A 17,670-nucleotide genomic window follows, 5' to 3' on the forward strand; every position below is an offset into this window, starting at 1 on the left:
CCCAAGTGGAGCGATGCCGGCCCTGTAAACTCTGTAAAGCGGGTGGTTAGTTAGCGCTTCAAATATTGACTGAAGTCCACATCGCTGGCGGACAAAATAGCCTGCACCCGGTTGTGTACGCTGAGTTTGCGCAATATTGCAGAAACGTGAGCCTTAACGGTGGTTTCGGCAATGTTCAGGTTGTAGGCAATCTGCTTGTTGGATTCACCCTTGGACATTCGCTCCAGTACCAGTAACTGGCGCCGGGTCAGGGAGTTGAGCAGCTCGGGGGAAACCGGGTTGTCATCGTTACGTCGGCGGCGCCCAGCGCTTTCTTTGCCGGTACGGATGATGTCAGAGGGCAGATACACGTTGCCGTTGAGTATTTGTTGAATAGCTTCTGTCATCTTAACCCGGGGCGAAGATTTGGTGATAAAGCCCACGGCGCCGTAGGTAATGGCTTGCAGCACTACCTGTTTTTCTTCCTCGGCTGACACAATCACCACCGGAATGGTGGGCGCTTCGTTGCGCAGGGTAATCAGCCCGTTCAGACCGTGCATGCCGGGCATATTCAGATCCAGCAGAATCAGATCGAGATCGTCGTTTTCCTTAGCAATTATCAGCGCACTGTCCAGATCGTCGGTTTCGAGGATCTCGCTGCCTTCAAAGCCTGATGCGATAACACTGCTAATCGCTTCGCGAAACAATGGATGATCATCGGCAATCAGGATCTTGTAGACTGGCTCCATGAACGTTTCTACCTGTTTTTTTCATTATCGAGGATTGCTGCGGGCTTATCATAGCCGGTTTCGGGCGAATGTGCGGCCTGCGGACCTCTGGTTGTTATTGTAATAAGTCTATTACACGTTATATCGGGGTTGCGTTGAATGCGACCATCGCACCAAAAAACAGACACTAAAGTACAATTCTTACGCGTCGCCTTGGTTCGTATTGTGTAGGAATGAATCAATCACAACGAATTTTACGTTTTCCTGTCCTTGCTGGCATCGCTATGTGGGTTGCGATTCAGTGTTTTGGATCTACTGCTCTGGCAGGGTCAGACACGCCAGACCCAGAACTGCCGGAACTGTCGGTTAGTGTGTTGCAGTTTGGTACGGCGCACTGGGAGCTGGACCACATCGTACATCAGCAGCTGGACCGCAAGCATGGCTACCGCCTGGCTTTGAGGGTGGTTGCTAACCTTTCGGCATCGCACCTTGCCGTTGTCAGTGGCTCAGCGAATGCTGCTGTTGCCGATCTGCTTTGGACTCAGTCACGGTATCAGGCCGGCAGCCCCTATCTGTACCTACCTTTTTCATCCCGGATTGGCGACATTGTGGTGCCGGAAAGCTCTGGCGTGCGTAACCTGGCCGACCTTCAAGGGCTGCGTATTGGCGTAGCCGGAGGCCCGGACAGCAAGGGCTGGGTGTTGCTACAAAAGGTGGCTTCCCAGCAGGGTATCGACCTTGCAGGTTCGACAGAGGTCCAGTTTGCCGCACCGCCGCTGCTGAGTCAGGGGCTTAAGCGGGGGCAAATGGACGCCATCGTTACCTACTGGCATTTTGCCGCGCGCCTGAAGGGAGAGGGCGGGGGCGAGAGTGGCTGGCGTTCGGCTTTTGGTATGACCGATTTGCTGATTGCTATGAACCTGGACCCTGATTTGCCCGTGCTGGGGTATGTGTTTCCGGAAAAATGGGCAAACGAACACAAAGAGTTGATTGACCGTTTTGCCGGTTCGGTTGCTGAAGCAAAAGCTGAGCTTGCAGCCCGGCCGTCTGACTGGGAGCGACTACGGCCACTTTTACAGAATCCGGAAGCTGGCGTGTTCGATGCCCTGCGCGACGGCTTCATTGCCGGAAATCCGGAACCTCTGACGGACGATCGCGTTGCTGACTTGAGGGAGTTGTTGGTTCTGACGGCTGCCGACGCGGGTTCGCTTATGCCCGCGCGACTGTTTTACCGGCCGCAGCCATGACCAAAGGCGGAGGCGCCTCGAAACTGGGGCGGCCGCCGGTATGGACCTACTGGATTGTATTGCCATCGGTGCTTGTGCTTTGGGCGGTGGTGTCGTGGCTGCTTCAGTCACCGCTGCTACCATCGCCATCGGATGTGCTAAACAGCCTGATGCGGGAAGCCAGTTCCGGTGATCTTTGGTATCACCTGTCAGCCACCCTGCGCCGGGTGGTGCTGGCATTTTTTCTGGCGATGTCGCTTGGAATTCTGATCGGCGTGGTGATGGGCCGGTCAACGTTCATCAATGCTCTTTTTGATCCGTTACTGGTTCTGCTGCTGAACCTGCCTGCTCTGGTTACCATCATTCTGATGTACGTCTGGTTTGGCCTTGTTGAGTCGGCAGCGATCATGGCTGTGGTCATCAACAAGGTTCCCAATGTTGCGGTGACGGTGCGTGAAGGCGCCCGCAGCCTGGACTTCCGGCTGGAGGACATGGCCACGGTGTATCGGTTCAGCCGTTGGCAGCGGTTTCGGGACGTATGGGTGCCGCAACTGTTTCCCTACCTGATGGCTGCCACCAGGGGTGGCCTGGCCCTTATCTGGAAAATCGTGCTGGTGGTGGAATTGCTCGGCCGCTCCAGCGGGGTGGGTTTTCAGCTCCAGATGGCTTTCCAGATTTTCGACGTGGCCACTATTCTTGCCTATAGCCTGGCGTTTATTGCCGTGGTCCAGCTGATAGAGCTCGCCATTCTGCAGCCGTTAGAGCGCCGATCCAGCCGCTGGCGCCAGCCGGAGCAGGCTCATGCTTGAGCTGCGCATTGCTGGCCGCGATTTTGCTCAGCCGGTGTTGGGCGAAATCACCACGGTGGTGAAGCCCGGCGATCGCATTTGCCTGCTTGGCCCCTCCGGCATCGGCAAAACCACCTTGCTGAACGCCATTGCCGGCCTGGATTCGAAGGTGCCGGAAAGCTCCATTATCGGCCGCCGATCGGTTCGAACGGGGTATTTGTTCCAGGAACATCGCCTGTTGCCCTGGCGCAGCCTGAGAGCCAATCTGGAACTTGTGGGGGCCTCGGCGTCAGAGGCTGACGACTACCTTGCCCGGGTAGGTTTGGTCGGTTACGGCCATTATCTGCCAGATCAGCTATCTCTGGGTATGGCCCGTCGCGCCGCATTGGCTCGGTGCCTGGCGGTGAAGCCCGAGTTGCTGCTGTTAGACGAACCCTTTGCGTCTCTTGACCCGGTTATGGCGGGTGATCTTAAACGGCTGATCGTGGGAATTCTGGATGCCAATCCCGCCATGGCGATGATCTGCGTGACCCACGATGGAGGAGACGCCGTAACTCTGGCCAATCGACTGTGGTATCTCGATGGCCAGCCGGCGCGACTGCAGTGGGATGGCTCGATTGAGGAGCCCGGTCAGATTGAGCGTCTGTTAGGAAAACTAAGAGAGTCTGAACGAGCGGGCTAGAGAAAAGTCCGGGCATTAAGCGTTGAATACAGCCCAATATTCAGGACGGCTTAGTGCCCAATATTTTGGTTCTCTGTGGCCGAAAGCCCGCCGTGGCCAGAATAACCAGTACCACGGTAACCCCCGCACTCACCCCCCAGGCTAACGGACTCCACTGCAGGTACAGCGAGAAACGAATGGTTTCCACCGCATGGGTAAACGGGTTGAACTGGCACACCCAATACAGCCAGGGGCTGGCTTCGTTCATGCGCCACAGCGGATAGAGCGCTGAAGACATAAAAAACATCGGGAAAATGACAAAGTTCATCACCCCGGCAAAGTTTTCCAGCTGCTTGATCCAGGTGGCTATTAACAGTCCCAGCGCGCCGAGCATCAAACTTGTCAAAATCAGCGCCGGCAGTACGGCAAGGTAACCCCATGTAGGCGGTTCTACATCCACTAACAAAGCGATAAACAGGAAGATATACACCTGAATGACCGACACCACGCCCATGGCCAACAGTTTTGTGACCAGCAGAAAGGGCCGTGGCAGCGGGCTCATCAATAACACCCGCATGCTGCCTAGCTCGCGGTCATACACCATCGACAGCGCGCCCTGCATGCTGTTAAACAGAATGATCATGCCGCACAACCCGGGTGCAATGTAGGTTTCGTAGGTGATGTAGGTTTGATAAGGCGGAATAATCGAAATACCAAGGACTGCGCGAAAACCGGCGGCAAACACCACCAGCCAGAGCAGCGGGCGAACTAGCGCGCTGGCAAATCGGGTGCGCTGTTGCCAGAAGCGCAGCCATTCACGGGTTTGAATGCCGGCAAAGCAATGCCAGTAGGCCGCGGGTTTCATGAGCCAACTCCGGTGAGCAATTCAAAGGTTTCAGCCAGGGTAGTAGTGCCTGCTTGGCTGCACAGTTCTTGCCCGGGGCCATCTGCCAACAGTCTGCCCTGATGTAAAATCATAACCCGGTCTTGTGCTGCAACCTCCTCAATCAAGTGAGTGGCCCAGAGCACCGTCAGATTGTCGTCAGCGCACAGTTGGCGAACGTGGTCGTTCAGAGCCTTGCGACTGGCGATGTCCAGCCCCGCGGTGGGTTCATCCAGCAGCAGCAGTGTCGGTTGATGCAGCAAGGCGCGGGCAATTTCCACCCGGCGCCTATGGCCTCCATTTAGCGCCCTTACGGGGTCGTTGGCCCTGTCCAGCAAACCGAAGCGCTCCAGCTCCTGGTCGCCCCGCAGCCGCGCCTGTTTGCGCGAAAGTCCATGCAGCGCGCTGTGATACATCAAGTTCTGGCGCACCGATAAATCAAGGTCTAGCGCATTTTGTTGAAACACCACGCCAATCTGGCGCATGGCCTCGGCAGGGTGTTTTTTCAGTGATTGCCCGGCGAACAGTATGTCACCTTGCTGCAGCGCCAATAGCCGGGTCAGCAGGCCGAAAAGGGTCGACTTTCCAGCACCATTGGGGCCCAGTAGGGCGTGGAAACGCCCGCTGTCGAGGGCAAAGCTGATGTCGGTCAGTACCGGTTTTCTGCCGTAGCAAAAACCGATATTCCGTGCTGTCAATGTCATGAGTTTGGGTCGATAACCACACCCCACGGGTAGCGGCCTACCTTGATGGATTTGATGACTTTCATATCCTCAATATCAATCACTGACACATCGCCAGACACACCGTTGGTGGTGTAAAGCTGGGTTTCGTCTTTGTTTAAATCCAGCTGCCACACTCGGCTGCCCACCAGCAGGTAGTCCAGCACTTCGTAAGTTTTGGCATCTACCACAGCCACGTGATTAGAGGGACCCAGGGCGACAAAAGCGTATTTGCCATTAGATGTTAGCTCAATCCCCACGGGCTGCACCCGGTCTTGATTTACGCCGGGCACTTTGAACGACATTTCATGAATTTGCTCGAGTTTGTCCACATCAATAATGTGCACGGAGCCGCCGATTTCGGCGGAGGCCCAGGCAATTTTGCTGTCATCGCTGAATTCCACGTGGCGCGGGCGCTGGCCAACCACAATGTTCTTTTCGATTTCAAACGTCTCGGTGTTGATCCAGTGCAGCATGCTGGTGGTTTCTGACGTGTTCACAGCCCACTTGCCATCCGGGCTTACGGCCATGCCTTCGGGTTCAATGCCGACATCTATCTGGGCCAGAACCACTTTGGTGGTTACATCCACCACGGTCACAATGGCGTCGTCTTCGTTGGCGATGTACAGATGCTTGTTGTTAGGGTGCAGTGCGAACTGCTCCGGGTCTTCACCTGAGGGCAGGGTGTCGACAATCTTGCGGGTAGCCAGGTCTAGCACCTGAACGGTATCGTCGTCGCTGGCGCAGATGTACAGCTTGGTGAAATCCTTGGACAACAAAATGCCCCGTGGCCGCGCGCCAACATCAATGGTGTCAACAACCTCCATGGTTTCTGTGTCAATAACAGACAGGGTGTTGTCCTTTTCATTGGACACATAAGCCAAGCTTGCCATTGCGGGCGCGGACAATCCGATCAGGGTGGCCAAAGCCGTTTTTCTGAGCAGCGATTTCATCGAAAAACTCCTCTTTATTCTGAATGGCGAGCGCTCAGGCGATCAGCCGTTAATACGACACGTGCTTTCCGGCTCATCAAAGCCGAGAGTATCCATTTCTGTTAGCGGGTGAATAAAGCCTTCAAACGGTGCGGTTGCCACCAGCCCCCGTGGGTGCACCAGCGGAATCGGCTGGCGTAGCTGACCATTCCACTGACGATAGTTCAGCTTCCGGCCTTTAAAAGCCGCCAATTGAAAGCGGTCACTGAAGATAAGCTGGCGAACGCTGCTGGCGTCGGCCTGGCCGATCTGGGTAACGGCGGTGCCCACAGAGCGCACGGCGGCCCAGACTGCGTAATCGGCGCTGTTCATATCGCGGCCCGCCAATTCTTGAAAACGGCTTTGCAATTGCGCCGCACCCCAGCTTTCAACCACCCGGTGCCAGGCTACGGGCGACATGCCTTGGGTGCCTACCACCGGCCTTGGCAGCCAGGTGTTAAACGGCACGTACTCGCCAAAATCACCGCGCACGTCGGCCACCACCACCGCATCGTACTCTCTGGCCTGGGTGAACAGCGGTAATTCTTTGGAGGCTGTGCGGCGCAAATCGGCGTCGAAGGTCCAGGGTTTGTCTTCAATAATGTCTATGCCAAAGCGCTTGGCTGAGCGGCGAAAGGCGTTGGCCCAGGCCACATCGGCCTCGGTGGGGCCGGTGATCAGGAACACCTCGTTCCAGCGCCGCATTTGCAGCCATTGACTAAGGGCATCTGTCAGCATGGCGTAGCTGGGAATGGTGTGCAGCAGGTTGTTGTGGCACTCGCTGGTGCGCAGTGCATCATCTGCAGCTCCTGCGTTGAACACCAATGTATCGGACGCGGCTTTGTCCATAATGGCGGTCAGTGTGCTGGCGGGTGCGTTGACCACAAACAATTGCACACCTTCTTGCTGGAGATTTTCAAACGCAAGAATGGCGGCCTGTTCCGAATCCGCCACGTGAGTGGCCAGTTCATAGCGATGGCCCATGAATTTTCCGGTGGTGCTGTTGTCAGCCATAGCAAGTTCGGCACCCCGCAGGCCAGCGTCCGCTGGCTCGGGAAGCACGTTTGACAGAACTGGACCTGAGTCTGGCGTCCACTGCACGTAGCCGACTTTTACATCCACAGTGTCTGCCGCAACGGAAGGCATCGCAGCCAGGGTGATCAATAGAAACGTGGCGGTCAGGGATGCAGATCGAAACATGAGGCTCTCCGGATTTTTATTGTGTAACCAGCTTAGTGAAGGGTAAAAGTCCCGGGAATATTCAGAAAGTAGGAAACTGCCAGTACTAAAGGACTATTCCGCTCTCAGGCAGCCTGTTTAGCATAGTAGAAAGTTCTTTCCACGCCCTGAGGCGGACAATAACAATGACGGCTTTCCGAAGAGTTTCATTGCTGATGCTGACGCTGTTTACGATTATTTATGTCATGGGTGGCGTGTTGTATGTGCAGCAGGCCCGCTTTGATATTGAGCGAGAGTTGGCGGCGGTATCCGGCCTTGCGAAAACGCTGGGCGCAGCGGAAAACGTGCATCCAGAAGTGGTACAAAGTCTTCGCCACATGCGCCCTGCTAAGGGCCCGGAGTTGGCTGTCGACCACGAAGTACCTCGCTGGTTTGCCAATGCGGTTACCGGCGACCGCGCTTATGCTGTGGTTAATGGTTGGCGCATAGATCCGGCTGACGAAGTGGAAGAAGTGTGGGAAGGCTTTGTGTTGATATCCGCCTCTTACACTGTGGGTATGCTTCTATGTTTCCTGGCGCTGTTCTGGATGGTAAAACAGGGGCTGCGGCCGTTGACTAATCTGGCCGGTGCCATGGCGTCCGTTGCCGACGGTTGCCTGGCGTCGCGTTTGCCTGGCCAGCGTATTGTCGAGCTGGACACTTTGGCGCAGCGCTTTAATCAGATGGTTTCGGCGCTCGAAAACGAGCAAAAAACCGTTAGCCGCCTGCTCAATGAGTTGTTGCAACTGCAGGACAGGGAACGTGAGCATATTGCCAGAGTGTTACACGATGACCTTGGCCAGTACCTGACGGGTATTCGTGCCCAGGCCAGAAGCTGGGTTTATGATCCGGAACTGAATGAGCGCCAGAAACAGCAGGCGCGGGATCTGGCCGGGCACTGTGAAACCGTGCAACAGCACTTTCGTCATTTACTGCAGGATTTACACCCGCTGGTGATGGAACAGCTGGGCTTGGCGGGCGCTATTCAGCACCTGGCCGAGCAGTGGCAGCACCTGAGCGGGTTGGACTGCCAGCTGACCATGGATGAACAACTGGCAGAACTGTCCGGCGAACAACAAACGCACCTGTATCGATTCTTACAGGAAGCCCTAAACAACGTATCGCGTCACGCCAACGCAACCCGAGCTACTCTGGCGGTCAAGCAAAATGCGGATGAGCTGCACATTGAGCTGTGTGATAACGGCGCGGGCGCCGACAATTTTCCTGAAAAAGCCGGACTTGGTTTGCGCTCTATGCGCGAGCGGGCGCGCTGCATGGGCGGTCGCGCAGAGTTTCTGAGCCGGGTAGGCGAGGGCACACGCATACAACTGACAGTGCCGTTGAATTTACCCTGTGCCACGGGAGGCATGTTATGAAGCTGATGATTGTAGATGACCATCAGGTGGTTCGCCAGGGCATTGCGAACCTGCTGCGTTCGATGATTTCCGGCATTGCCATTACCGAGCTGGAAACCGGGCAGGAGGCGGTGAGTCAATATGGGCAATGTCAGCCAGATGTACTGCTGCTGGATATGGGGCTGCCGGATATTTCCGGGCTTGAAGTAGCGCGGCGCATTCGCCAGCGTTGGCGCGGTGCCGCTATTCTGTTTTTTACCATGCACGATGAGCTGCCCATGGTGCGCCAGGCGTTGGATGTGGGCGGCATGGGTTTTGTATCGAAAAGCTGTGCGCCGGAGGAGTTAGCCGAAGCGGTCAAACGGGTGGCGGCGGGTCAGCCTTATATTGAGCACCCCATTGCCACGCGTTTGGCGATGAATCGTGAGCGACCTGTGGATCACCGCTTGAAAGACATGACCCAGCGGGAAATGGAGGTGCTGCTGATGTATGCCCGCGGCGAGAATATTGCGGGCATCGCTGAACGGCTTTGTATCAGTAGTAAAACAGTGTCTAATCATTTGGCGTTGCTGAAAAACAAGCTACAAGTCAACTCCTCTGTGGAGCTGATTCACCTGGCTGTAGACGCTGGCCTGGTGCGCTATGGCCAGCGGGGTGCTGGCCAAAGTCAATGATTTTACCAGTCAAACGGACAGCCCGTGCATCCCTCCATATAAGTGCCCTCGAAGGTAGCGTAATGAATGCGGCTGTCGGTCAGGTTGGCCAGGCCAAGTTTTGCTTCCTGTAGGTTGGCACCGCGCAAATTGGCACCCTGAAAATCAGCTTTAGGCAACCAGGCAATTTCAAAACTGCTAAAAGACAGGTTGCTGCCTTGCAGTTTGGCCCCGGCAAATCGTGAAAAGTCAAAATTGGCGCCGGTCAGGTCTGATCCGCTAAAGTCTGTGCCCTGTGCAAACAGATATTCGCCTTGCATGCCTTGGAGTTTGGCGTTTCGCACTTTTGCACCGCGCATGCTGGCCCGGTAAGCCTGCAGCCGGTAACCCGTAATGTTGTCAAGGTTGGCACTATCCAGGTTCGCAGCACGCAGGCTGGTGTGGTTAAGATTGGCGCCGCTCAGGTCGGCACCTTTAAAATTGGCACCGCGCAGGTCCATGTTCGACAGATCGGCGCCTTGAAGATTTGCGTCAACGCATTGTGTTTGGGGTTCCAGTACGCAGCCGTTAATAACCGGCGATTGGTCTTCACCCGCCATGTAATCGCCGGCTATTACCGGTGCTGTGAGTAATAAAAGCGAAGCGCTGATAAACGGTTTCATGAGGCAGACTCCACAATAAAGGGATTGATTTGGGCCTAGTGCAAACACCCGGCCCAAATGGCTGATAACTTATCGCGAAGCCTGTGCCCATGAGGGAAGTTTGAACACCCAGAACGAACCGCCCTGGGATATAGGCTTGGTCAGCTCGGCCATATCGCCGCCCCACAAGGGAACAGCACCGCCGTAACCGGAAGCCACACCAACGTATTGTTCGCCGTCCATTTCCCAAGTGATAGGCGATGAAATAATTCCAGAGCCGGTCTGGAACTGCCAAAGCACTTCGCCATTTTCCGAGTTGAACGCTTTCAGATAGCCATCGCCGGTGCCGGTAAACACCAGCCCGCCTTTGGTGGTGAGCACACCGCCCCACAGTGGCATATTTTCTTTGTGTTCCCACTCAATCTCGCCAGTGACCGGGTCCATAGCGCGCAAGATACCGACGTGATCGTCGTACATGCGCTTGATACGGAAGCCCTGGCCCAGGTACGCAGCGCCTTTGTTGTAGGTGACTTCCTCAGTCCAATAGTCTTCTTTCCAGTGGTTAGCCGGAATGTAAAACAAGCCAGTGTCTGGGCTGTAAGCCATCGGGTTCCAGTTCTTGCCACCCAGGAAGGGCGGCGACACTTCAATGGATTCGCCGCGGGTTTCGCCATCCTTTACCGGCGGTGGGCGTTGGTTTTTATTTTCCACCGGGCGGCCATCCTCGCCGATGTGTGAGGCCCAGGTGATGTTGTCGACAAACGGGAAGCCCTTTTTAAATTCGCCGTTGGCTCGATCGACCACATAGAAGAAGCCGTTGCGGTCCGCGTGGCCTGTGGCTTTTACCGTTTCTCCGTCTTCGGTGTATTCAAACAGAACCAGTTCGTTGTTGCCGGAGAAATCCCAGGCATCATTAGGCGTATGTTGGTAGAACCACTTCACTTCACCGGTGCTTGGGTCTACGCCCATCTGGCCCGAGGTGTACAGGTTGTCGTAATCGGCCGGATCGCCGCCGGGAGACGTGCGGTGCCAGGTGTTCCACGGGGCCGGGTTACCGGCGCCAATGATGATGGTGTTGGTTTCAGCATCAAAACTGGCGCTCTGCCAGGGTGCTCCACCGCCTTGGCTCCAGGCCGCGACCTTTCCGGTTTCGGTGCTAGGGTCGTCAGGCCAACTGGGTGCACTGGCATCGCCGGTGGGCGTGCTCTTTTCGCCGTTCAGCCGCCCGTAGTGACCTTCTACAAAAGGCCGCATCCACACTTCTTTGCCGGTTTCCGGATCGCGGGCATAGAGCTTGCCGACAATGCCGAATTCATCACCAGAGGAGCCGTGAATCAACAACACCTTGCCGGTTGTCTGGTCTTTCACCAGCGTTGGCGCGGCGGTCATGGTGTAGCCGGCTTCGTGATCGCCGAACTTCTCGCGCCACACGACTTTACCGGTGTCTTTGTTCAGGGCAACAACGCCGGCATCCAGCGTGCCAAAAAATACTTTGTCGCCATAGATAGCGGCGCCGCGGTTTACTACATCACAGCATGGACGAATGCCTTCAGGCAGGCGGTGGGAGTATTCCCACAGGCGTTTACCGGTTTTTGCATCCAGGGCGAAAATTCGCGAATAGGAGGCGGTTATATAAATAATACCCTCGTGAATGATTGCCTGGGATTCCTGTCCGCGCTGTTTTTCGTCACCAAACGAGAAAGACCAGGCCGGCACGAGACGCTCTATGTTTTTTCGATTCAACGTGTCCATCGGGCTGTAACGCTGGGCCTTTGGGCCAATGCCGTAGCCTAATACGTCGTGGGTGGTTTCGGCATCGCTGGCGATGTCTTCCCAGGTAACGCCAGTAGCGTGACTTTGGGTGGCAACCAGTCCGGTTGTTGAGCTCAGAAGAAGGGCCAGGCCCATTCCGCGGATCAGTGGGTGTTTTTGGCTTGTGATGTTCATGTGTATTCCTCACGTTTTTGTTGTGATGTCTTCGTTGCTGCTGTCGACCCACTGAGTATTATCCTGAGGCGCCGCTCGCGGCGACGGCAAAACCCACCCAAGAATCAGGAAAAAGCCATAAAAATTCGGGAAAAATGCCCTTACGTCCGCTTTGTTGCTGATAAGTGGTCAGTTTCAGCAGACTTGTTGAGGTTGTCGTGCTTTGGCCTTCGCTCTGACTGTCTACTACCAAGGAACTAAGCCGAAACCTCCAAAGTGGCATTCGGATTCGCTGACACGTTTCTTACAATGGTTGCAGTTACTGGCGTCTCATGAATCCAATAGCCAGCGCACGGGGAATCAACAGAGGTAAGAATCATGGCAATCTCTTTTTCATTCAAAGCACTGGCAGCGGCCGTCTTACTGGGCACGGCGGGTTTGGCGATGGCGCACGGCAATGTCACCCCACAAGCGGTAGATACCGGCAACCTCCCGGTATTAGGCGCCGATCTTCTGCTTGAAAACCCGTTCCGTGAGGGTGGTTCCCACGGTGATGCGAACGCTCTGGCTGTGCAGATTGGTGAAAGCGCCTACGCGGGCAACTGTGCTGCTTGCCACGGAATTCGGGCAATGTCTGGCGGCTTAACGCCAGATTTGCGTGAACTTGAAGCATGGGACGATGAGTACTATATGGGCCGGGTACAGAATGGCACCGACCGAGGCATGCCGTCTTGGAAAAAAACGTTGGATCAAAACGCGATATGGGCCATCAGAACCTATGTTGAATCCTTGCCAAAGCCTGAGTGAATGGTGCTGGCCAAAATTATTTTCGGTTCGTTACCGGGCTGGCATTGTGCCGGCCTTTCGCCGTTTGGGAGAAAACAATGAAAGCGCTGTTGCGATGTTTGGTAATGATGCTGGTGTTTCAAACGGGCGTGGCTCAGGAAATGAATGACGGTGACGAGCTGTTGAACCGGCCCGCCGAACGTTCTTACGACATCATTCTGGAGTCCGGTTATCTGAAAGTAGGGGTGTACCAGAATTTCCCTCCTTACTCTTACTTGGTGGATGGCGAACCGCAGGGTGTAGACGTGGAACTGGGCAAACGTATTGCTGCTGCTATGGGTGTGGAATTCAAAGTGCATTGGATTGTACCGGATGAGAATCTCGGGGATGACCTGCGCAACAACGTGTGGAAAGGGCACTATCTGGCCAAGCAACGTCTGGCCGATGTGATGATGCGGGTGCCTTACGACAAACAATACGCCTACATGCAGGATTCTACCGGCGAGTACATGAACGAGCAGGTAGTGCTTTTTGGTCCTTACCAGCAAGAAACCTGGCAAATCGCTTACAACCCGCAAAAGATGGACTCCGTCGAAACCATTGCTATGTTCCAGTACCACCCGATTGGCGTGGAAATAGACACCTTGCCGGACTTTTATCTGACCTCTGGCCTGAACGGTCGTCTTCGCGGTCAGGTTCGCCATTACACCAATGTTCACGAGGCGTTCAGTGCCATGCGCGATGGCGACGTCAGCGCCGTTATGGGCATGCGTGCTGAAATCGATCATGAGTTATCGAAAGCCGAAAACAGCGGGTTCAGGCAGGCTGGCAATGCTTTCCCCAGTATTGGCAAGCAGGTTTGGGATGTGGGAATGGCCATCAAAAGCACACATCGACAACTGGGTTATGCCCTTGAAGAGATTGTGGGCAAGATCGTTAAATCGGGGGAGTTGGAAGGGATGTTTGCTGACGTTAACCTGCGCTACAGCGTGCCCCAGTATTATCGGGCGTTCCTGAGCGAAGAGGCGATTGCGCAGGCCGAGGGTAAACCCTAACGCCCGTTGCAGATGACCTACCATCGCAATTTTTGTTTAAACCCACGCCTTTGACGTGGGTTCTTTTGTGAGGGTAGTACGACCAAGTGATGAGAAAAACACGCCCGGGGAATCATTGTTGATTACACCGGTAAAGCGAAGAATCTGTACAGAGGCGGGAAAACTTCCCGATTCACCGAAAACTGATAACAAGAGACTCGGAGAGCGCAACCATGAGATCGAATAGATTCGGCATTCGCATTGCAGTCAGCGCCTTGGCTTTGGCCGTTTCCTACGGCGCCCAGGCGGTAACCGACGAAGACATTCTGAACGATGCCAACACGCCAGGCGACATTGTCAGCTATGGCATGGGCACTCAAGGGCAACGATTCAGCACCATTGAAGATTTGAACACTGACAACATCCGCTATTTACAGCCCGCGTGGGCGTTTTCTTTTGGCAGTGAAAAAATGCGCGGCCAGGAATCCCAGCCAATGATTAAGGATGGCGTAATGTACGTTACCGCCTCCTACTCCCGCGTTTATGCGATTGATGCAAGAACGGGCTTAGAAATCTGGCAATACGATGCCCGCCTGCCAGATGGCATCATGCCCTGCTGTGATGTGGTCAACCGAGGTGTTGCGCTTTACGGCGATAAAGTCTACTTCGGCACTCTGGACGCTAAGCTGGTCGCGCTGAACAAAGACACCGGCAAGCCGGTTTGGATCAAAACAGTCGCGGATTATCAGGCCGGCTATGCCATCACCGCTGCCCCGATTGTGGTGAAAGGAAAACTGATTACTGGCGTGGCTGGCGGTGAGTTTGGCGTAGTGGGTAAAGTGGAAGCTTACGATCCGGAAACCGGCGACCTGATTTGGACCCGGCCTACGGTGGAAGGACATATGGGCTATGTCTATAAAGATGGCAAGCCCGTTGAAAACGGTATTTCCGGTGGCGAAGCAGGGAAAACCTGGCCCGGCGACATGTGGAAGAACGGCGGCGCGGCCCCGTGGCTGGGCGGCACTTATGACTCCGACACCGATTCGTTATTTTTTGGTACTGGCAACCCGGCACCTTGGAACTCGCACTTGCGACCGGGGGATAACCTGTTCTCCTCTTCGCGCCTGGCCATTGATCCAGATGACGGCAGTATCAAGTGGCACTTCCAAACCACGCCCCACGACGGCTGGGACTACGATGGTGTTAACGAGCTGATTTCATTCAACTACGAAGAAGATGGTAAAACCGTGATGGCTGCGGCTACCGCGGACCGCAACGGCTTTTTCTATGTTTTGAATCGTGAAAATGGCGACTTCATTCGCGGCTTCCCGTTTGTGGACAAAATTACCTGGGCCACCGGGCTTGATCCAAAAACCGGCCGGCCGATTTATGCCGAGACGGGGCGCCCGGGTGACCCTTCTTCAGTCGACGGCATGAAAGGCGAAACGGTTCTGGCGCAGCCGGCCTTCCTGGGTGGTAAAAACTGGATGCCGATGGCGTTCAGCCAAGACACCGGCCTGTTCTACGTACCCTCAAATGAGTGGTCAATGGACATTTGGAACGAGCCCGTATCCTACAAAAAAGGCGGAGCGTATCTGGGCGCAGGTTTCACCATCAAACCAACAAATGACGATTACATTGGCGTTTTGCGGGCTATGGATCCGAAAACCGGCGAGGAAGTGTGGCGTTACGAGAACCCGGCACCTTTGTGGGGTGGGGTAATGGCTACCGCTGGTAACCTGGTGTTCACCGGTACTCCGGAGGGCTTTTTGAAAGCGTTTGACGCCAAAACCGGCGAAGAGCTCTACAAATTCAACACCGGCTCAGGCGTGGTAGGCACCCCGGTGACCTGGATGATGGACGGCGAGCAGTTCGTTTCTGTATCGTCAGGTTGGGGCGGAGCGGTTCCGTTGTGGGGCGGCGAAGTGGCTAAGGTGGTCAAAGACTTCAACCAGGGCGGTATGGTCTGGACCTTCAAACTGCCGAAGGATCGTGTCGCCAGCAAGTGATTCCTGAATGCGATGAAAGCAGGCGCCAGAGGGCTGGATTTGATGATCAGCCGGCTGGCGCCGACTAGTACTAAGGGATGAGTTTTTCACCCCTATCGCATCATTCAACCATAAAGGTTTAGTATTTACATTGGGTGGGTGAATACGAAAGCCCACGTTGGCGAGCAACAAACACAAAAAGAGGTCGAAACCATGATCTATGCACAACCAGGAAAGGAAGGCTCTGTCGTTTCTTTCAAAGCGCGTTATGAAAACTACATTGGAGGCGAGTGGGTTGCCCCGGTAAAAGGGCAGTATTTTGATAATATCACGCCGATTACCGGTAACGTGATTTGTGAAATTCCCCGTTCTACAGCCGAAGACATCGAGCTGGCACTGGACGCGGCGCACAAAGCGGCGCCGGCCTGGGGCCGAACGTCGGTGCAGGAACGTTCCCGTATCCTGTTGAAAATAGCGGACCGTATAGAAGAAAATCTGGAATTGCTGGCGGTTGCAGAAACCTGGGACAATGGCAAAGCCGTTCGTGAAACCCTGAACGCTGACATTCCACTAGCCGCTGACCACTTCCGTTATTTTGCCGGTTGTATTCGCGCCCAAGAAGGCCATATGGGTGAAATCGACCATAACACCGTGGCTTATCACTTCCACGAGCCTTTGGGTGTGGTGGGGCAAATCATTCCCTGGAACTTCCCGATTCTAATGGCAGCCTGGAAGCTGGGCCCATGCCTTGCGGCCGGCAACTGCACGGTATTAAAGCCGGCGGAGCAAACGCCCGCGAGCATACTGATACTGATGGAACTGATTGGTGACCTGCTGCCGCCGGGCGTGCTTAACGTGGTCAACGGTTACGGTATTGAAGCCGGCCAGGCACTGGCGACCAGCAAGCGCATTGCTAAAATCGCCTTTACCGGCTCTACACCGGTAGGCACGCACGTTTTGAAATGCGCCGCTGAAAACCTTATTCCGTCCACGGTGGAACTGGGTGGAAAATCGCCAAACATTTATTTCGCAGATGTGATGAAAGCCGAGCCTGAATTCATCGACAAGTGCATTGAAGGCCTGGTTTTGGCGTTCTTCAACCAGGGTGAAGTGTGTACCTGTCCGTCCCGCGCCCTGGTGCAGGAAGACATGTACGACGAGTTTATGGAAAAAGTGGTTGCCCGTACCAAGGCAATCAAGCGCGGTAACCCGCTGGATACCGACGTTCAGGTGGGCGCCCAGGCCAGCAAAGAACAATTCGACAAGATTCTGTCATACCTTGAGATTGGCAAGCAAGAAGGCGCTGAAGTGCTCACCGGCGGCGGCCGCGAGCATCTGGAAGGCGAGTTTGCTAACGGCTTCTACATCCAGCCCACGCTGTTTAAGGGCGACAACAAGATGCGGGTGTTCCAGGAAGAGATCTTCGGCCCGGTTGTGGGGGTAACTACTTTCAAAACCGAGGAAGAAGCGCTGGCCATCGCCAACGATACCCAGTTTGGCTTGGGCGCCGGTGTCTGGTCCCGTGATACCAACCTTGCTTACCGCATGGGCCGCAACATTCAGGCCGGCCGGGTATGGATGAACTGCTTCCACGCGTATCCCGCCCACGCAGCTTTTGGTGGTTATAAGAAGTCCGGTATTGGTCGCGAAACCCATAAATTGGCGTTGGATCATTACCAGCAGACCAAGTGCATGCTGACCAGCTACGACGTAAACCCGTTGGGCTTTTTCTAGCCCCGGGCTTGCACACTGATCGGGTGTTATTTTTGCCCCGGCGTTTGCCGGGGATCTTTCTTTGTGAGGGGCAGTCATGTGTTGCTCTTCTTTGGCCCCCCGTGGGCCTTTTTTGTTTTGCCGCGCTAAAACGTGCTTGGGCATGTTGGCGAGGCTCCGCCTTTACAACACAAGGTGCCCTAAAAACAGTGCGAAAGTACCATATTGGTCATTTGCTGCTACCTTTACGATGGGTTTTAGGGAAGAGGTGAAAGCGCCGATATTCCCTTGATGCGCAAACAATCACTATAAAAGAGGTATGCATTATGTGGACAAAGCCAGCTTATGAAGATCTGCGTATCGGTTTCGAAGTTACTATGTACTTCGCCAACCGCTGA

At 55.0% G+C, this 17,670-nt stretch carries 17 protein-coding genes; 10 read left to right on the forward strand and 7 right to left on the reverse strand.

The features are described from left to right. Window positions 1–50 precede the first annotated feature (50 nt). Window positions 51–728 (reverse strand): response regulator, encoded by a 678-nt coding sequence (locus tag ATI45_RS01090; protein WP_098417908.1) that lies wholly within the window; start codon window positions 726–728, stop codon window positions 51–53. 263 nt (window positions 729–991) lie between these two features. On the opposite strand from ATI45_RS01090, the gene ATI45_RS01095 reads away from it, so the two are divergent. From ATI45_RS01095 to ATI45_RS01105, 3 genes are read left to right on the forward strand one after another with little or no spacing between them, the layout of a single operon-like run. Next, entirely contained in the window at window positions 992–1,954 is a 963-nt protein-coding gene (locus ATI45_RS01095) for an ABC transporter substrate-binding protein (protein WP_098417909.1), read from the forward strand. Then, entirely contained in the window at window positions 1,951–2,742 is a 792-nt protein-coding gene (locus ATI45_RS01100; protein WP_098417910.1) for an ABC transporter permease, read from the forward strand. Before ATI45_RS01095 ends, ATI45_RS01100 begins: the two co-directional genes overlap by 4 nt. Further along, the gene (locus tag ATI45_RS01105) at window positions 2,735–3,403 is read left to right on the forward strand and encodes an ABC transporter ATP-binding protein (RefSeq protein ID WP_098417911.1); all 669 of its coding nucleotides are present in this window, start codon (window positions 2,735–2,737) and stop codon (window positions 3,401–3,403) included. Before ATI45_RS01100 ends, ATI45_RS01105 begins: the two co-directional genes overlap by 8 nt. 40 nt (window positions 3,404–3,443) lie before the next feature. Here the strand turns inward: ATI45_RS01105 and ATI45_RS01110 are convergent, their stop codons facing one another. Genes ATI45_RS01110 through ATI45_RS01125 form a run of 4 tightly spaced genes read right to left on the reverse strand, consistent with a single transcriptional unit; the run spans window position 3,444 to window position 7,158 of the window. After that, window positions 3,444–4,247 carry an ABC transporter permease gene (locus tag ATI45_RS01110; protein ID WP_098417912.1) on the reverse strand — a complete coding sequence of 268 codons (804 nt, stop codon included), beginning with the start codon at window positions 4,245–4,247 and terminating at the stop codon, window positions 3,444–3,446. Further along, the gene (locus ATI45_RS01115; RefSeq protein WP_098417913.1) at window positions 4,244–4,969 is read right to left on the reverse strand and encodes an ABC transporter ATP-binding protein; all 726 of its coding nucleotides are present in this window, start codon (window positions 4,967–4,969) and stop codon (window positions 4,244–4,246) included. The genes ATI45_RS01110 and ATI45_RS01115 overlap by 4 nt, the downstream gene beginning before the upstream one ends. Beyond that, window positions 4,966–5,940, reverse strand: a complete 975-nt coding sequence (locus ATI45_RS01120) for a YVTN family beta-propeller repeat protein (protein ID WP_098417914.1) — start codon at window positions 5,938–5,940, stop codon at window positions 4,966–4,968. The genes ATI45_RS01115 and ATI45_RS01120 overlap by 4 nt, the downstream gene beginning before the upstream one ends. Before the next feature lie 42 nt (window positions 5,941–5,982). Beyond that, window positions 5,983–7,158, reverse strand: coding sequence for an ABC transporter substrate-binding protein (locus tag ATI45_RS01125; protein ID WP_098417915.1), 1,176 nt, complete (start codon window positions 7,156–7,158; stop codon window positions 5,983–5,985). Between the two features lie 164 nt (window positions 7,159–7,322). Here ATI45_RS01125 and ATI45_RS01130 point away from each other — a divergent pair, with 164 nt between their 5' ends. Then, window positions 7,323–8,552 carry a sensor histidine kinase gene (locus tag ATI45_RS01130; RefSeq protein WP_098417916.1) on the forward strand — a complete coding sequence of 410 codons (1,230 nt, stop codon included), beginning with the start codon at window positions 7,323–7,325 and terminating at the stop codon, window positions 8,550–8,552. Further along, entirely contained in the window at window positions 8,549–9,205 is a 657-nt protein-coding gene (locus ATI45_RS01135) for a response regulator transcription factor (RefSeq protein WP_098417917.1), read from the forward strand. The genes ATI45_RS01130 and ATI45_RS01135 overlap by 4 nt, the downstream gene beginning before the upstream one ends. A 2-nt stretch (window positions 9,206–9,207) precedes the next feature. Here ATI45_RS01135 and ATI45_RS01140 read toward each other — a convergent pair whose 3' ends face one another. Next, window positions 9,208–9,846: a pentapeptide repeat-containing protein gene (locus ATI45_RS01140; RefSeq protein ID WP_098417918.1), complete on the reverse strand. Its 639-nt coding sequence runs from the start codon at window positions 9,844–9,846 to the stop codon at window positions 9,208–9,210. Window positions 9,847–9,915: 69 nt separating this feature from the next. Then, window positions 9,916–11,733: a methanol/ethanol family PQQ-dependent dehydrogenase gene (locus ATI45_RS01145; protein WP_228706275.1), complete on the reverse strand. Its 1,818-nt coding sequence runs from the start codon at window positions 11,731–11,733 to the stop codon at window positions 9,916–9,918. Between the two features lie 396 nt (window positions 11,734–12,129). On the opposite strand from ATI45_RS01145, the gene pedF reads away from it, so the two are divergent. The 5 genes from pedF (at window position 12,130) to pqqA (ending at window position 17,670) form a co-directional block, all read left to right on the forward strand. Continuing rightward, complete coding sequence (pedF, locus tag ATI45_RS01150) at window positions 12,130–12,558, forward strand: cytochrome c-550 PedF (RefSeq protein WP_098417920.1); 429 nt, start codon at window positions 12,130–12,132, stop codon at window positions 12,556–12,558. A 77-nt stretch (window positions 12,559–12,635) separates the two neighbouring features. Next, a complete protein-coding gene (locus ATI45_RS01155) occupies window positions 12,636–13,592 on the forward strand; it encodes a substrate-binding periplasmic protein (RefSeq protein ID WP_098417921.1) in 957 nt (318 codons plus the stop codon). A 212-nt stretch (window positions 13,593–13,804) separates the two neighbouring features. Continuing rightward, the gene (locus ATI45_RS01160) at window positions 13,805–15,580 is read left to right on the forward strand and encodes a PQQ-dependent methanol/ethanol family dehydrogenase (RefSeq protein ID WP_098417922.1); all 1,776 of its coding nucleotides are present in this window, start codon (window positions 13,805–13,807) and stop codon (window positions 15,578–15,580) included. Window positions 15,581–15,772: 192 nt separating this feature from the next. After that, window positions 15,773–17,293, forward strand: coding sequence for an aldehyde dehydrogenase family protein (locus ATI45_RS01165; RefSeq protein ID WP_098417923.1), 1,521 nt, complete (start codon window positions 15,773–15,775; stop codon window positions 17,291–17,293). Window positions 17,294–17,598: 305 nt separating this feature from the next. Continuing rightward, on the forward strand, window positions 17,599–17,670 hold the full coding sequence (gene pqqA, locus ATI45_RS01170; protein WP_007153157.1) for a pyrroloquinoline quinone precursor peptide PqqA: 72 nt from the start codon (window positions 17,599–17,601) through the stop codon (window positions 17,668–17,670).

The sequence above is a fragment of the Marinobacter sp. LV10MA510-1 genome (assembly GCF_002563885.1).
Taxonomy (GTDB): Bacteria; Pseudomonadota; Gammaproteobacteria; order Pseudomonadales; family Oleiphilaceae; genus Marinobacter.

What these genes read in the sequence shown, in the direction of transcription:
- pedF (WP_098417920.1), top strand. Translation starts at nt 12,130, where the DNA reads ATGGCAATCTCTTTTTCATTCAAAGCACTGGCAGCGGCCGTCTTACTG.
- ATI45_RS01115 (WP_098417913.1), bottom strand. Translation starts at nt 4,969, where the DNA reads ATGACATTGACAGCACGGAATATCGGTTTTTGCTACGGCAGAAAACCG.
- ATI45_RS01100 (WP_098417910.1), top strand. Translation starts at nt 1,951, where the DNA reads ATGACCAAAGGCGGAGGCGCCTCGAAACTGGGGCGGCCGCCGGTATGG.
- ATI45_RS01110 (WP_098417912.1), bottom strand. Translation starts at nt 4,247, where the DNA reads ATGAAACCCGCGGCCTACTGGCATTGCTTTGCCGGCATTCAAACCCGT.
- ATI45_RS01140 (WP_098417918.1), bottom strand. Translation starts at nt 9,846, where the DNA reads ATGAAACCGTTTATCAGCGCTTCGCTTTTATTACTCACAGCACCGGTA.
- ATI45_RS01105 (WP_098417911.1), top strand. Translation starts at nt 2,735, where the DNA reads ATGCTTGAGCTGCGCATTGCTGGCCGCGATTTTGCTCAGCCGGTGTTG.
- ATI45_RS01145 (WP_228706275.1), bottom strand. Translation starts at nt 11,733, where the DNA reads ATGGGCCTGGCCCTTCTTCTGAGCTCAACAACCGGACTGGTTGCCACC.
- ATI45_RS01160 (WP_098417922.1), top strand. Translation starts at nt 13,805, where the DNA reads ATGAGATCGAATAGATTCGGCATTCGCATTGCAGTCAGCGCCTTGGCT.
- ATI45_RS01120 (WP_098417914.1), bottom strand. Translation starts at nt 5,940, where the DNA reads ATGAAATCGCTGCTCAGAAAAACGGCTTTGGCCACCCTGATCGGATTG.
- ATI45_RS01155 (WP_098417921.1), top strand. Translation starts at nt 12,636, where the DNA reads ATGAAAGCGCTGTTGCGATGTTTGGTAATGATGCTGGTGTTTCAAACG.
- ATI45_RS01165 (WP_098417923.1), top strand. Translation starts at nt 15,773, where the DNA reads ATGATCTATGCACAACCAGGAAAGGAAGGCTCTGTCGTTTCTTTCAAA.
- ATI45_RS01125 (WP_098417915.1), bottom strand. Translation starts at nt 7,158, where the DNA reads ATGTTTCGATCTGCATCCCTGACCGCCACGTTTCTATTGATCACCCTG.
- ATI45_RS01135 (WP_098417917.1), top strand. Translation starts at nt 8,549, where the DNA reads ATGAAGCTGATGATTGTAGATGACCATCAGGTGGTTCGCCAGGGCATT.
- ATI45_RS01095 (WP_098417909.1), top strand. Translation starts at nt 992, where the DNA reads ATGTGGGTTGCGATTCAGTGTTTTGGATCTACTGCTCTGGCAGGGTCA.
- ATI45_RS01090 (WP_098417908.1), bottom strand. Translation starts at nt 728, where the DNA reads ATGGAGCCAGTCTACAAGATCCTGATTGCCGATGATCATCCATTGTTT.
- ATI45_RS01130 (WP_098417916.1), top strand. Translation starts at nt 7,323, where the DNA reads ATGACGGCTTTCCGAAGAGTTTCATTGCTGATGCTGACGCTGTTTACG.